This is a genomic window from Bacillus sp. FSL R5-0576 (assembly GCF_038004765.1).
GTDB classification, from domain to species: domain Bacteria; phylum Bacillota; class Bacilli; order Bacillales; family Bacillaceae; genus Bacillus; species Bacillus subtilis.
In genome coordinates this window covers 2,667,400-2,680,152 of the sequence record NZ_JBBORU010000001.1, presented here as the reverse complement: position 1 = coordinate 2,680,152, position 12,753 = coordinate 2,667,400, and the positions used below count along the sequence as shown (strand labels likewise).

The following is a 12,753-nucleotide window of genomic DNA, read 5'->3' as shown; positions in this document are numbered from 1 at the left end:
AACAGGGAATTCTTATTTATAATGGGGGTACCAAAGAGAAAGAGGTGAAGAAAATGAGTGCTAAAAAAGTGTACGGGTTTTTAACACAAGCATTTATTTTTGCCGTCATTATGCTGGTTTCAAATATGATTGCCGCTATTGTCCCAATACCTATCCCGGCATCGGTTGTAGGGTTGGTCTTATTATTTCTCCTATTATGTTTGAAAGTCATTAAACTGGAACAAGTGGAGACGCTCGGAACGTCTTTGACCTCTCTGATCGGATTTTTATTTGTTCCGTCAGGTATATCTGTTATGAATTCGCTTGGTGTGATGCAGCAATACGGCCTGCAAATTGTTCTTGTCATTCTGCTCGCAACGATTATTTTGCTGGGGGCTACGGGATTGTTTTCTCAGCTGATTCTTTCGCTGAGCGGAAAACGCAAAACCGCAGCGGACATGAAAACAAAAACAGTGCAAAGCCCGCAGAACAATAACGAACTCGTTCACCATTAAGGGAAACAGGAGGTTCTTCACATGGAAAGCACAATGAGTCCTTATTTTGGGATTGTCGTATCACTTGCTGCATTCGGCATCGGCACCTTTTTATTTAAGAAAACGAAAGGCTTCTTCCTTTTCACTCCTTTGTTTGTTGCCATGGTACTGGGGATCGCATTTTTAAAAATCGGCGGTTTTTCCTACGCGGATTATAATAACGGGGGAGAGATCATTAAGTTTTTCCTTGAACCGGCAACGATCGCATTTGCAATTCCTTTGTACAAACAAAGAGATAAGCTTAAAAAGTACTGGTGGCAAATCATGGCCTCCATTATTGCCGGCTCTATCTGCTCTGTCACGATTGTTTATTTGCTCGCTAAAGGCATTCATCTCGATTCGGCCGTAATGAAAAGCATGCTTCCGCAGGCGGCTACAACGGCAATTGCGCTTCCTTTATCAAAAGGCATCGGGGGCATCAGCGACATCACAGCCTTTGCGGTCATCTTTAACGCTGTCATCGTATATGCGCTCGGAGCATTGTTCTTGAAGGTGTTTAAAGTGAAAAATCCGATTTCTAAAGGATTGGCTCTTGGAACATCCGGACATGCACTTGGTGTAGCGGTCGGGATTGAGATGGGAGAAGTTGAAGCTGCGATGGCAAGTATTGCTGTTGTCGTAGTAGGAGTGGTAACGGTTCTGGTCATCCCTGTGTTCGTGCAGCTGATCGGAGGATAAGCCAAGGCTGAATGCCTTGGCTTTTTTTATTTTATGGTGCGTCTTCGGGATCGATATACCCTTGTTTAATGCCCCATTCTACTTGATCGTCATGCCACTTTTTTCGTTCTTCATAACCATAACCATCGTCATCAGGAAGCTCTGAAGCTGGCTGTTGAATGGTTTTATCTGTCTGACTCGAGGAAGATGGTGGATCTTGACTATTAGATGAGGGTGCCTCAGTCTGCTGCCGTTGTGCCTGTGATTGCCGCTTTTTCTCAGCGTTCGCTTTCTGCTCTTTTTGGATTGCTGCCTGCCGCTGTCTTTCAAGTTCAGCTTGTCTTTCCGCTTCGGCTAATCGCTGTCTCTCTGCAGCCTGCTGCTCTGCTAATCGCTGTCTCTCTGCAGCCTGCTGCTCTGCTAATCGCTGTCTCTCCGCTTTTTCCTCCTGCTGTTTCTTTCGTTTCGCCTCCCGCTCTTTTTCAAGCTTTTTCTCAGCGGCGATTTGTCTTTGCTTTTCAGCTTCCTCTTTTGCCTTCCGCTTTCCTAACTCAGTAGCGAGTGGACTCTCGAACTTCATGTCCAATGAAACGGGCTTTAGTTTTTTTAGCTCTTTCTCCAGCTCCTTTTGAGGAAATGCTGCAGTTGTCTTAACAGTGGTTTCGACTTTTGATTCGGAAGATGTGCTGCTATTCGAGCAACCGGTTAATATCAATGTGAAAAATAAAGCAAGCTGTATCAGTTTGTTCATGTGTCAGGCTCCCTTCTGCTTCTTATATCGGTCAGAGATTAACTTTATTTTACATTTCTTCCTGTCGGTGGTTTTGTTGTAAATTGCGTAATAAGGGGGAATTGTTGGTTCTTTGCATCTTGGTTAGGCTGAAAGATTTTCTTTTTCTCTCTTGCGCTCATAGAAAACCCATGTTACAATGAAAAAGTTGTTCCGGATAAGTCGTCCTTGACTAAAGATCCGGTATTGTGTAGAATAGTTATTGAATTGAATATAAATCACAAGCAGAAGCACCCGCTTCTCACCTGATTGACACATGCATGTAGTTGGCAGGTTGACCGTACATTTTTATTGATACAGATGTTCGTAGTGTGGGTGTTTTATAATGCCCACACTTTTTGTTTGCCTGCAAAATGCATTCAAAATGAGTTGTGAATCAATTCGAAGAAACTATGGAGGTGGCTCATTATTAGCAAAGATCAATTGGTTAATGAGGGTATCCGTGCACGTGAGGTCCGTTTAATCGGACAAAATGGCGACCAGCTTGGAATCAAGTCCCGTCAGGAAGCACTTGAAATCGCCGGCCGCGCAAATCTTGACCTTGTGTTAGTTGCAGCGAATGCAAAACCGCCTGTCTGCCGAATCATGGACTACGGTAAGTTCCGATTTGAGCAGCAGAAAAAGGAAAAAGAAGCACGCAAGAATCAAAAAATCATTAACTTAAAAGAAGTTCGGTTAAGTCCGACAATCGATGAGCATGACTTTAACACGAAATTGCGCAATGCGATTAAATTCCTTGAAAAAGGCGATAAAGTGAAAGCTTCTATCCGCTTTAAAGGACGCGCAATCACTCATAAAGAAATCGGTCAGCGTGTATTAGACCGTTTCTCCGAAGCATGTGCTGAGGTTGCGACAGTCGAAACAAAACCAAAAATGGACGGCCGCAGCATGTTCTTAATGCTCGCACCGAAAAACGAAAAGCAATAAGGAGGAAATCCCATGCCAAAAATGAAAACTCACCGCGGATCTGCTAAACGTTTTAAAAAGACAGGTTCTGGGAAGTTAAAACGTTCTCACGCGTACACAAGTCACTTATTCGCCAACAAATCTCAAAAGCAAAAGCGTAAGCTTCGCAAGAGTGCTGTTGTAAGCGCAGGAGACTTCAAACGTATCAAACAAATGCTTGCTAACATCAAGTAATCGGATAAGGAACAATTAGGAGGGAAATTCAATGCCAAGAGTAAAAGGCGGAACTGTTACACGTAAGCGTCGTAAAAAGGTTCTTAAATTAGCAAAAGGTTATTTCGGTTCAAAACATACATTATACAAAGTAGCTAACCAGCAGGTCATGAAATCTGGAAACTATGCTTTCCGTGACCGTCGTCAGAAAAAACGTGATTTCCGTAAACTTTGGATCACTCGTATTAACGCAGCTGCTCGCATGAACGGCCTTTCTTACAGCCGTTTAATGCACGGTCTTAAGCTTTCTGGTATCGAAGTAAACCGTAAAATGCTTGCTGATCTTGCTGTAAACGATCTTACTGCATTCAATCAGCTTGCTGATGCTGCTAAAGCTCAATTAAACAAGTAATCATATAGAGCCGCTCTCCAGCAGAGCGGCTTTTTCTATATAAAGGATGAGGCAACATGATTATTGCTGCTTATTTGGTGTTGATTAATCTGTGCGGTTTTTGGGTGATGGGCATTGACAAACGCAAAGCGCAGCAGCACAAGTGGAGAATTTCTGAAGACCGGCTGTGGCTGATAGCCATCGTGTTTGGAGCGCTCGGTGTCTGGCTTGGCATGCAAACCTTCAGACATAAAACGAAACACGCTTCTTTTAAGTATGGAGTACCGCTTCTTCTGGTAATTGAAGCGATTCTCATCGCTATTTACTACAGCCCGTTTGATTTATAAAAAGCAGAAAAGCGTTTAACGCTCTTCTGCTTTTTTTGCGAGTTTAATGGGCTGGTCCCAGTCAATCTTACAATTTGGATATCGTTCCAGCACTTTTTCTTCAATGTTCTCAAAATCTTTTGCAGAGAAATGTTTCAGCTTCTCAGGAGATTCTGTCCAGACAAAGATCGTGTGAATAAACAGCGGATGATCCTTGGAAGGAATATGCTTTTCTCCCTCAAAAAGCACGCCTTTATACGTCAGCTGAAAATTCTTCCGGGTATTGTTTTGTTCATCAATAATATAAAAATGTTCTTTTGATTGGGCCAGCTTAAGCCTTCTCTTAGGATTCGCGACATATTTGACCACGGCATAAATACAATAAGCAAAAAGTGCAAGCAAAATAATCCTTAGAACCATGACAAACATTGTGTGAAGGCACCTCCCTTATGGTGATGATCTGATGTAATACGAAAAGCATAGAAAAAGGTTTCACTTTTTCTAAAAGAAAGCTGTAAAAACATATACCCGATTTTCAAGTGAAATAGTCGTATGGTTCGCGCCATGTTTTGTATAATAAGAATGCAGGACTGATGAAGGAGGGTTTGGAACATGGCAAAATTAGATGAAACATTGACCATGCTGAAAGATTTAACAGATGCAAAAGGCATACCCGGCAATGAAAGAGAAGTAAGGCAAGTGATGAAATCATACATAGAACCATTTGCTGATGAGGTGACAACAGATCGCCTGGGCAGTTTAATTGCCAAAAAAACTGGTGCAGAAAATGGCCCGATAATTATGATCGCCGGACATTTGGATGAAGTCGGCTTTATGGTGACACAAATCACAGATAAAGGCTTTATCCGTTTTCAAACCGTTGGCGGATGGTGGGCTCAGGTTATGCTTGCCCAGCGCGTCACCATTGTCACAAAAAAAGGAGAAATCACAGGGGTTATCGGATCTAAGCCGCCTCATATTTTGTCTCCTGAAGCAAGAAAAAAATCAGTGGAAATAAAAGACATGTTTATTGATATTGGAGCTTCAAGCCGGGAAGAAGCCTTGGAGTGGGGGGTACTCCCGGGAGATATGATCGTTCCGCATTTTGAGTTTACGGTCATGAACAATGAAAAATTCCTACTCGCAAAGGCCTGGGACAACCGCATCGGCTGTGCGATTGCAATTGATGTGTTAAGAAACTTACAAAACACAGACCATCCAAATATAGTGTATGGCGTCGGAACCGTGCAGGAGGAAGTCGGCCTGAGGGGAGCGAAAACGGCTGCGCACACCATTCAGCCTGATATTGCGTTTGGTGTTGATGTAGGAATAGCAGGAGACACGCCTGGCATTTCCGAGAAGGAAGCGCAGAGCAAAATGGGCAAAGGCCCGCAGATTATCGTTTACGATGCATCCATGGTCTCTCACAAAGGTTTGCGCGATGCAGTTGTAGCCACTGCGGAGGAAGCCGGCATTCCGTACCAATTTGATGCCATTGCCGGCGGCGGAACTGATTCGGGTGCCATCCATTTGACGGCAAATGGCGTTCCTGCGCTGTCCATTACCATTGCAACCCGCTACATTCATACGCACGCGGCCATGCTGCATCGTGATGATTATGAAAACGCGGTAAAGTTAATTACAGAAGTCATTAAGAAGTTAGACCGAAAAACGGTTGACGAAATTACGTACCAATAAAGATACGGAAGAATCCGCCTGTTGAGGTGGATTCTATTTTTTTGTCTGTACAAATTACAGCATAGTGACTACAATAAAGGGGATACCGAAAATTTCCTGAACATGACGATATACGATACGCAGTCGATTTGACAGGAAGGGAGGATAAATAATCTAATTTGTAAGCGCTTTCTGAAATAAAGGAGGTTGAACAAAATTGAAAAAGAAAAAAACATGGAAACGCTTCTTACACTTTTCGAGTGCAGCTCTGGCTGCAGGTTTGATATTCACTTCTGCTGCTCCCGCAGAGGCAGCATTTTGGGGTGCATCCAATGAGCTGCTTCATGACCCGACTATGATTAAAGAGGGGAGCTCATGGTATGCGCTCGGAACAGGGCTTACTGAAGAACGGGGACTGCGGGTTTTGAAGTCTACAGACGCTAAAAATTGGACCGTACAAAAATCCATTTTCACTACACCGCTATCGTGGTGGTCCAATTATGTGCCGAATTATGGTCAAAACCAGTGGGCGCCGGACATCCAATACTATAACGGCAAGTACTGGCTGTATTATTCCGTTTCTTCTTTTGGAAGCAATACATCTGCCATTGGCCTGGCATCTTCAACAAGCATCAGTTCGGGGAGCTGGAAGGACGAGGGCTTGGTGATTCGTTCGACAAGCTCAAATAATTATAACGCCATTGATCCGGAGCTGACATTCGACAAGGATGGCAACCCGTGGCTTGCATTCGGCTCGTTTTGGAGCGGCATTAAGCTGACTAAGCTCGATAAGAGTACGATGAAGCCTACAGGCTCGCTCTATTCGATTGCAGCTAGACCGAATAATGGAGGTGCCTTAGAAGCTCCTACTCTTACGTATCAAAATGGATATTACTATTTAATGGTTTCATTTGATAAATGCTGTGACGGGGTAAACAGTACGTACAAAATTGCTTACGGAAGATCCAAAAACATTACAGGCCCTTATCTTGATAAAAGCGGAAAAAGCATGCTTGAAGGCGGAGGCACTATTTTGGATTCGGGCAATGACCAATGGAAAGGACCTGGAGGCCAGGATATTGTGAACGGAAACATTCTTGTTCGCCATGCCTATGATGCCAATGACAATGGCATTCCGAAGCTTCTCATCAATGATTTGAATTGGAGCTCGGGCTGGCCGTCCTATTGAATCAAAAAGCCGGGCTCTGCCCCCGGCTTTTTTTAAAAGAAAAGATTGACAGTATAATAGTCAATTACTATAATAAAATTGTTCGTACAAATATTTATTTATAGGTTTATTTTCTATCATTAGTACGTATCTTTTATATTTGAAAGCGTTTTATTTTATGAGAAAGGGGCAGTTTACATGCTTCAGACAAAGGATTATGAATTCTGGTTTGTGACAGGAAGCCAGCACCTATACGGGGAAGAGACGCTGGAACTGGTAGATCAGCATGCTAAAAGCATTTGTGAGGGGCTCAGCGGGGTTTCTTCCAGATATAAAATCACTCATAAGCCCGTCGTCACTTCACCGGAAACCATTAGAGAGCTGTTAAGAGAAGCGGAGTACAGTGAGACATGTGCTGGCATCATTACATGGATGCACACATTTTCCCCTGCAAAAATGTGGATAGAAGGCCTTTCCTCTTATCAAAAACCGCTTATGCATTTGCATACCCAATATAATCGCGATATCCCGTGGGGTACGATTGACATGGATTTTATGAACAGCAACCAATCCGCGCATGGCGATCGAGAGTACGGTTACATCAACTCGAGAATGGGGCTTAGCCGAAAAGTCATTGCCGGCTATTGGGATGATGAAGAAGTGAAAAAAGAAATGTCCCAGTGGATGGATACGGCGGCTGCATTAAATGAAAGCAGACATATTAAGGTTGCCAGATTTGGAGATAACATGCGTCATGTCGCGGTAACGGACGGAGACAAGGTGGGAGCGCATATTCAATTTGGCTGGCAGGTTGACGGATATGGCATCGGGGAACTCGTTGAAGTGATGGATCGCATTACGGACGACGAGGTTGACACGCTTTATGCCGAGTATGACAGACTATATGTGATCAGTGAGGAAACAAAACGTGACGAAGCAAAGGTAGCGTCCATTAAAGAACAGGCGAAAATTGAACTTGGCTTAACCGCTTTCCTTGAGCAAGGCGGATACACAGCGTTTACGACATCGTTTGAAGTGCTGCACGGAATGAAACAACTGCCGGGACTTGCCGTTCAGCGCCTGATGGAGAAAGGCTATGGGTTTGCCGGTGAAGGAGATTGGAAGACAGCGGCCCTTGTACGGATGATGAAAATCATGGCTAAAGGAAAAAGAACTTCCTTCATGGAAGATTACACGTACCATTTTGAACCGGGAAATGAAATGATTCTGGGCTCTCACATGCTTGAAGTGTGTCCGACTGTCGCTTTGGATCAGCCGAAAATCGAGGTTCATCCGCTTTCGATTGGCGGCAAAGAGGACCCTGCGCGTTTTGTATTTAACGGCATCAGCGGTTCTGCCATTCAAGCTAGCATTGTTGATATTGGCGGGCGTTTCCGCCTTGTGCTGAATGAAGTCAACGGCCAGGAAATTGAAAAAGACATGCCGAATTTACCGGTTGCCCGTGTTCTCTGGAAGCCGGAGCCGTCATTGAAAACAGCAGCGGAGGCATGGATTTTAGCCGGCGGTGCACACCATACCTGCCTGTCTTATGAACTTACAGCGGAGCAAATGCTTGATTGGGCGGAAATGGCGGGAATCGAAAGTGTTCTCATTTCCCGTGATACGACAATTCATAAACTGAAACACGAGTTAAAATGGAACGAGGCGCTTTACCGGCTTCAAAAGTAGAGGGGGATGTCACATGGCTTACACAATAGGGGTTGATTTTGGAACTTTATCAGGAAGAGCAGTGCTCGTTCATGTCCAAACAGGGGAGGAACTTGCGGCTGCTGTAAAAGAATACAGGCATGCTGTCATTGATACCGTCCTTCCAAAAACGGGTCAAAAGCTGCCGCGTGACTGGGCGCTGCAGCACCCTGCTGATTACCTCGAAGTCTTGGAAACAACCATTCCGTCTTTACTCGAACAGACGGGCGTTGAACCGAAAGACATTATCGGGATTGGAATTGATTTCACGGCATGTACGATCCTTCCTATTGACAGCAGCGGGCAGCCGTTATGCATGCTGCCTGAATATGAAGAGGAGCCGCACAGCTATGTGAAGCTCTGGAAGCATCATGCGGCTCAAAAACATGCTGATCGGCTCAATCAAATCGCGGAAGAAGAAGGAGAGGCTTTTTTACAGCGGTACGGAGGAAAAATTTCATCAGAATGGATGATTCCAAAGGTCATGCAAATTGCCGAGGAAGCGCCTCACATCTATGAAGCGGCTGACCGGATCATCGAGGCTGCGGACTGGATCGTGTACCAGCTGTGCGGCTCGCTCAAGCGAAGCAACTGTACTGCAGGGTATAAAGCGATGTGGAGTGAAAAAGCGGGGTATCCGTCAGATGATTTCTTTGAGAAATTAAATCCTTCAATGAAAACGATTACAAAGGACAAATTGTCAGGTTCTATTCATTCAGTAGGAGAAAAAGCCGGCAGTCTGACTGAAAAAATGGCAAAGCTGACAGGGCTTCTCCCGGGAACGGCTGTTGCGGTTGCCAATGTGGACGCTCATGTTTCCGTACCTGCGGTCGGCATTACAGAGCCAGGGAAAATGCTGATGATTATGGGAACCTCAACGTGCCATGTTCTTCTTGGTGAAGAGGTGCATATCGTTCCAGGTATGTGCGGCGTTGTGGACAACGGAATTCTCCCGGGCTATGCGGGATATGAAGCCGGGCAGTCCTGTGTCGGCGATCATTTTGACTGGTTTGTGAAAACATGTGTCCCGCCAGCTTATCAAAAGGAAGCAAAGGAAAAAAACATTGGCGTTCATGAGCTGCTGAGTGAGAAAGCAAACCATCAAGCGCCAGGTGAAAGCGGCCTGCTTGCTTTAGATTGGTGGAATGGAAACCGTTCAACTCTTGTTGATGCAGATTTAACAGGGATGCTGCTTGGCATGACACTGCTGACGAAGCCTGAAGAGATTTATAGAGCGTTAGTTGAAGCGACAGCTTACGGAACCCGGATGATTATCGAAACATTCAAAGAAAGCGGTGTTCCGATTGAGGAATTGTTCGCAGCCGGCGGAATAGCTGAGAAAAACCCGTTTGTCATGCAGATTTATGCGGATGTGACAAACATGGACATTAAAATCTCTGGTTCACCGCAAGCCCCAGCCTTAGGATCTGCCATTTTCGGCGCGCTTGCAGCAGGCAAAGAAAAAGGCGGATACGATGACATCAAAGAAGCAGCGGCGAACATGGGAAAACTGAAAGATATAACTTATACGCCAAATGCCGAAAACGCCGCGGTTTATGAAAAATTGTACGCTGAATATAAAGAGCTGGTTCATTATTTCGGAAAAGAAAACCATGTCATGAAGCGTCTGAAAACGATCAAAAATCTTCAATTTTCATCTGCCGCCAAAAAGAATTGATAAAGGGTGATGGAGCATGCTTGAAACATTAAAAAAGGAAGTGCTGGCTGCCAACCTGAAGCTTCAAGAGCATCAGCTGGTAACCTTTACGTGGGGAAATGTCAGCGGGATTGACCGTGAAAAAGAAAGAATTGTCATCAAACCTAGCGGAGTCGAATACAGCGACTTGACAGCAGATGACTTGGTTGTTTTGAACCTTGATGGAGAGGTCGTCGAAGGCTCGCTTAAGCCTTCTTCAGATACACCTACCCATGTTTATTTATATAAAGCTTTTCCGAATATCGGGGGAATAGTTCATACCCATTCTCAATGGGCGACAAGCTGGGCGCAATCAGGCAGAGACATTCCTCCTTTAGGCACGACTCATGCTGATTATTTTGACAGTGCGATTCCGTGTACTAGAGAAATGTACGATGAAGAAATCATTCATGAGTACGAATTGAATACAGGAAAAGTCATAGCGGAAACCTTTCAGCATCATAACTACGAACAGGTGCCGGGTGTGCTCGTGAATAATCACGGACCGTTCTGCTGGGGCACTGACGCCTTAAATGCCATTCATAACGCAGTTGTATTAGAAACGGTTGCCGAAATGGCCTATCACTCCATTATGCTGAACAAGGATGTAACCCCAATCAATACAGTTCTGCATGAAAAGCATTTTTATCGAAAACACGGAGCAAATGCGTATTATGGCCAGTCATGATACGCCTGTGTCACCGGCCGGCATTCTGATTGACTTGGACGGTACTGTATTCAGAGGAAATGAGTTGATCGAAGGAGCAAGAGAAGCGATCAAAACGCTTAGGAGAATGGGAAAGAAAATCGTCTTTTTAAGCAACCGGGGGAATATCTCCCGTGCCATGTGCAGAAAAAAACTTCTTGGCGCGGGGATTGAAACGGACGTAAACGACATTGTTCTGTCATCAAGCGTGACAGCGGCTTTTCTGAAAAAACATTATCGTTTTTCAAAGGTATGGGTGCTTGGGGAGCAAGGCTTGGTTGACGAGCTGAGGCTGGCCGGTGTGCAGAACGCGAACGAACCGAAGGAAGCGGATTGGCTCGTGATCTCCCTTCATGAAACGCTCACGTACGAAGATTTAAATCAAGCCTTTCAAGCGGCTGCCGGCGGCGCTCGTATTATCGCTACAAACAAAGACCGCTCTTTTCCGAACGAAGACGGAAATGCCATTGATGTGGCCGGAATGATTGGGGCGATAGAGGCTTCCGCACAAGCGAAGACTGAACTTGTTGTCGGAAAGCCGTCATGGCTGATGGCGGAGGCTGCCTGTACAGCAATGGGGCTGTCCGCACATGAATGCATGATTATAGGAGACAGCATTGAATCTGACATTGCGATGGGGAAGCTTTATGGCATGAAAAGCGCCTTAGTGCTAACTGGTTCTGCGAAACAGGGCGAACAGCGTTTGTACACGCCGGATTATGTGCTGGATTCTGTTAAGGATGTAACCAAATTGGCTGAGGAGGGGATTCTGATATGAATCGTATCGCAGCTGACGTTCAGCGTGCTTTTGAACACGCCGGAGAAAAGACGTTGCCTATAAAAGTTGAAGAAATTGTTCTCGGTAAACAAGCAGCTGATTCGCTTTTGGATTATGTAAAACGAAAAAACAATAAACATATTGTCCTTGTCTGCGACGCGAATACACACCGCATTGCAGGAATTGATCTGGAAAATCAGCTGAATCAAGAAGGATTTCAGGCCGAGTGCCTGATCATTCCAGAAAATGAAGCCGGAGATGTGACAGCTGATGAACGATCGCTCATTCATGTGCTGATCCATACGAAACAACCAACGGATGTCATGATCGCAGTCGGTTCGGGCACGATTCATGATATCGTCCGCTTTGCAGCGTTTCAAAGAGATTTGCCGTTTATTTCTTATCCGACTGCTCCATCTGTAGACGGTTTTACATCAGCAGGGGCGCCGATTATTTTATACGGTACGAAAACAACCATTCAAACGAAGGCCCCGTCTGCACTGTTCGCTGATCTGGATCTATTAAAAGCGGCACCGCAGTCAATGGTGGCGGCTGGATTTGGTGACATGCTCGGTAAAATAACGTCTTTAGCAGATTGGGAAATATCCCGGCATCTTGCCGGCGAGCCTTATTCGCCAGCAGGAGCTAAGATTGTTCAGGAGGCGCTTGCTGCCTGCATTGAACACACAGAAGACATTGCGATGAAAACGGAAACAGGCATACGGGTTTTGATGGAGTCTTTACTTGTATCGGGGCTTGTCATGCTGGCATTAGATCATTCCCGCCCGGCATCAGGCGGAGAGCATCATATTTCACATTGGATTGAGATGGAATTAATGGAGAAAAAACGGCCACAGATTCTTCATGGGGCAAAGGTGGGCTGTGCAGCTGTTTTATTAACTGACACATACAGAAAGCTCGCTAAGGATGACGGGCTCAACGAATTTTCACCGAGCCGGCGGCAAGCCATCCAATCGGCTTATCAAACTCTCCCGGAAGGAGAAGTGCTGGCTGATTGGCTGAGATCAGCCGGAGGCCCTGCGTATTTTGACGAAATCGGTGTCGGGCAGGATTCTGTCAAGAATGCCTTCAGACACGCGCATACCTTAAGAGACCGCTGCACCGGATTAAGAATCATTAATGAAAACAAAACACTGATCAACCATGGTCTATATGAATAGCCCGCACCTCGAATGGAAGGGGTA

15 protein-coding genes and 1 other annotated feature are annotated in these 12,753 nt (G+C 45.2%); of the genes, 13 read left to right on the top strand and 2 right to left on the bottom strand.

Annotated features, from left to right (window positions below; translation table 11 throughout):
* The first annotated feature begins 53 nt into the window (after positions 1-53).
* Together lrgA and lrgB are read left to right on the top strand one after the other, a co-directional pair.
* Positions 54-494 carry an antiholin-like murein hydrolase modulator LrgA gene (gene lrgA, locus NX903_RS13810; protein WP_014477620.1) on the top strand — a complete coding sequence of 147 codons (441 nt, stop codon included), beginning with the start codon at positions 54-56 and terminating at the stop codon, positions 492-494.
* A 21-nt stretch (positions 495-515) separates the two neighbouring features.
* Positions 516-1,211, top strand: a complete 696-nt coding sequence (lrgB, locus tag NX903_RS13805; protein WP_003229482.1) for an antiholin-like protein LrgB — start codon at positions 516-518, stop codon at positions 1,209-1,211.
* A 31-nt stretch (positions 1,212-1,242) separates the two neighbouring features.
* Here the strand turns inward: lrgB and NX903_RS13800 are convergent, their stop codons facing one another.
* Entirely contained in the window at positions 1,243-1,941 is a 699-nt protein-coding gene (locus NX903_RS13800) for a hypothetical protein (protein WP_144486735.1), read from the bottom strand.
* 255 nt (positions 1,942-2,196) lie between these two features.
* Positions 2,197-2,327 (top strand) — a sequence feature (ribosomal protein L20 leader region).
* A gap of 58 nt (positions 2,328-2,385) precedes the next feature.
* On the opposite strand from NX903_RS13800, the gene infC reads away from it, so the two are divergent.
* The 4 genes from infC to NX903_RS13780 are packed head-to-tail and all read left to right on the top strand — an operon-like array spanning position 2,386 to position 3,837.
* The gene (gene infC, locus NX903_RS13795) at positions 2,386-2,907 is read left to right on the top strand and encodes a translation initiation factor IF-3 (protein ID WP_010886591.1); all 522 of its coding nucleotides are present in this window, start codon (positions 2,386-2,388) and stop codon (positions 2,905-2,907) included.
* Between the two features lie 12 nt (positions 2,908-2,919).
* Positions 2,920-3,120, top strand: coding sequence for a 50S ribosomal protein L35 (gene rpmI, locus NX903_RS13790; protein ID WP_003222418.1), 201 nt, complete (start codon positions 2,920-2,922; stop codon positions 3,118-3,120).
* Positions 3,121-3,151: 31 nt separating this feature from the next.
* Positions 3,152-3,511, top strand: coding sequence for a 50S ribosomal protein L20 (rplT, locus tag NX903_RS13785; RefSeq protein ID WP_003222420.1), 360 nt, complete (start codon positions 3,152-3,154; stop codon positions 3,509-3,511).
* Positions 3,512-3,567: 56 nt separating this feature from the next.
* Positions 3,568-3,837 (top strand): DUF1294 domain-containing protein, encoded by a 270-nt coding sequence (locus NX903_RS13780; RefSeq protein WP_003229490.1) that lies wholly within the window; start codon positions 3,568-3,570, stop codon positions 3,835-3,837.
* A 15-nt stretch (positions 3,838-3,852) separates the two neighbouring features.
* Here NX903_RS13780 and ysdB read toward each other — a convergent pair whose 3' ends face one another.
* Entirely contained in the window at positions 3,853-4,245 is a 393-nt protein-coding gene (gene ysdB, locus NX903_RS13775) for a sigma W pathway protein YsdB (RefSeq protein ID WP_003229493.1), read from the bottom strand.
* A gap of 183 nt (positions 4,246-4,428) precedes the next feature.
* Here ysdB and NX903_RS13770 point away from each other — a divergent pair, with 183 nt between their 5' ends.
* The 7 genes from NX903_RS13770 (at position 4,429) to egsA (ending at position 12,729) form a co-directional block, all read left to right on the top strand.
* Entirely contained in the window at positions 4,429-5,514 is a 1,086-nt protein-coding gene (locus tag NX903_RS13770) for a M42 family metallopeptidase (RefSeq protein ID WP_086344185.1), read from the top strand.
* Positions 5,515-5,710: 196 nt separating this feature from the next.
* Complete coding sequence (abnA, locus tag NX903_RS13765; RefSeq protein WP_086344184.1) at positions 5,711-6,682, top strand: arabinan endo-1,5-alpha-L-arabinosidase AbnA; 972 nt, start codon at positions 5,711-5,713, stop codon at positions 6,680-6,682.
* A 177-nt stretch (positions 6,683-6,859) separates the two neighbouring features.
* The gene (araA, locus tag NX903_RS13760; protein ID WP_086344183.1) at positions 6,860-8,350 is read left to right on the top strand and encodes an L-arabinose isomerase; all 1,491 of its coding nucleotides are present in this window, start codon (positions 6,860-6,862) and stop codon (positions 8,348-8,350) included.
* Between the two features lie 13 nt (positions 8,351-8,363).
* Complete coding sequence (gene araB / locus NX903_RS13755; protein ID WP_064670921.1) at positions 8,364-10,046, top strand: ribulokinase; 1,683 nt, start codon at positions 8,364-8,366, stop codon at positions 10,044-10,046.
* Positions 10,047-10,062: 16 nt separating this feature from the next.
* Positions 10,063-10,752, top strand: a complete 690-nt coding sequence (gene araD, locus NX903_RS13750) for an L-ribulose-5-phosphate 4-epimerase (RefSeq protein WP_086344182.1) — start codon at positions 10,063-10,065, stop codon at positions 10,750-10,752.
* Entirely contained in the window at positions 10,730-11,548 is an 819-nt protein-coding gene (gene araL / locus NX903_RS13745) for a sugar-phosphatase AraL (protein WP_072557130.1), read from the top strand. The genes araD and araL overlap by 23 nt, the downstream gene beginning before the upstream one ends.
* Positions 11,545-12,729 carry a sn-glycerol-1-phosphate dehydrogenase gene (gene egsA, locus NX903_RS13740; RefSeq protein ID WP_086344181.1) on the top strand — a complete coding sequence of 395 codons (1,185 nt, stop codon included), beginning with the start codon at positions 11,545-11,547 and terminating at the stop codon, positions 12,727-12,729. Before araL ends, egsA begins: the two co-directional genes overlap by 4 nt.
* Positions 12,730-12,753: the final 24 nt, after the last annotated feature.

What these genes read in the sequence shown, in the direction of transcription:
- lrgA (WP_014477620.1), top strand. Translation starts at nt 54, where the DNA reads ATGAGTGCTAAAAAAGTGTACGGGTTTTTAACACAAGCATTTATTTTT.
- ysdB (WP_003229493.1), bottom strand. Translation starts at nt 4,245, where the DNA reads ATGTTTGTCATGGTTCTAAGGATTATTTTGCTTGCACTTTTTGCTTAT.
- egsA (WP_086344181.1), top strand. Translation starts at nt 11,545, where the DNA reads ATGAATCGTATCGCAGCTGACGTTCAGCGTGCTTTTGAACACGCCGGA.
- araB (WP_064670921.1), top strand. Translation starts at nt 8,364, where the DNA reads ATGGCTTACACAATAGGGGTTGATTTTGGAACTTTATCAGGAAGAGCA.
- NX903_RS13780 (WP_003229490.1), top strand. Translation starts at nt 3,568, where the DNA reads ATGATTATTGCTGCTTATTTGGTGTTGATTAATCTGTGCGGTTTTTGG.
- rplT (WP_003222420.1), top strand. Translation starts at nt 3,152, where the DNA reads ATGCCAAGAGTAAAAGGCGGAACTGTTACACGTAAGCGTCGTAAAAAG.
- araL (WP_072557130.1), top strand. Translation starts at nt 10,730, where the DNA reads ATGCGTATTATGGCCAGTCATGATACGCCTGTGTCACCGGCCGGCATT.
- araD (WP_086344182.1), top strand. Translation starts at nt 10,063, where the DNA reads ATGCTTGAAACATTAAAAAAGGAAGTGCTGGCTGCCAACCTGAAGCTT.
- NX903_RS13770 (WP_086344185.1), top strand. Translation starts at nt 4,429, where the DNA reads ATGGCAAAATTAGATGAAACATTGACCATGCTGAAAGATTTAACAGAT.
- lrgB (WP_003229482.1), top strand. Translation starts at nt 516, where the DNA reads ATGGAAAGCACAATGAGTCCTTATTTTGGGATTGTCGTATCACTTGCT.
- NX903_RS13800 (WP_144486735.1), bottom strand. Translation starts at nt 1,941, where the DNA reads ATGAACAAACTGATACAGCTTGCTTTATTTTTCACATTGATATTAACC.
- araA (WP_086344183.1), top strand. Translation starts at nt 6,860, where the DNA reads ATGCTTCAGACAAAGGATTATGAATTCTGGTTTGTGACAGGAAGCCAG.
- rpmI (WP_003222418.1), top strand. Translation starts at nt 2,920, where the DNA reads ATGCCAAAAATGAAAACTCACCGCGGATCTGCTAAACGTTTTAAAAAG.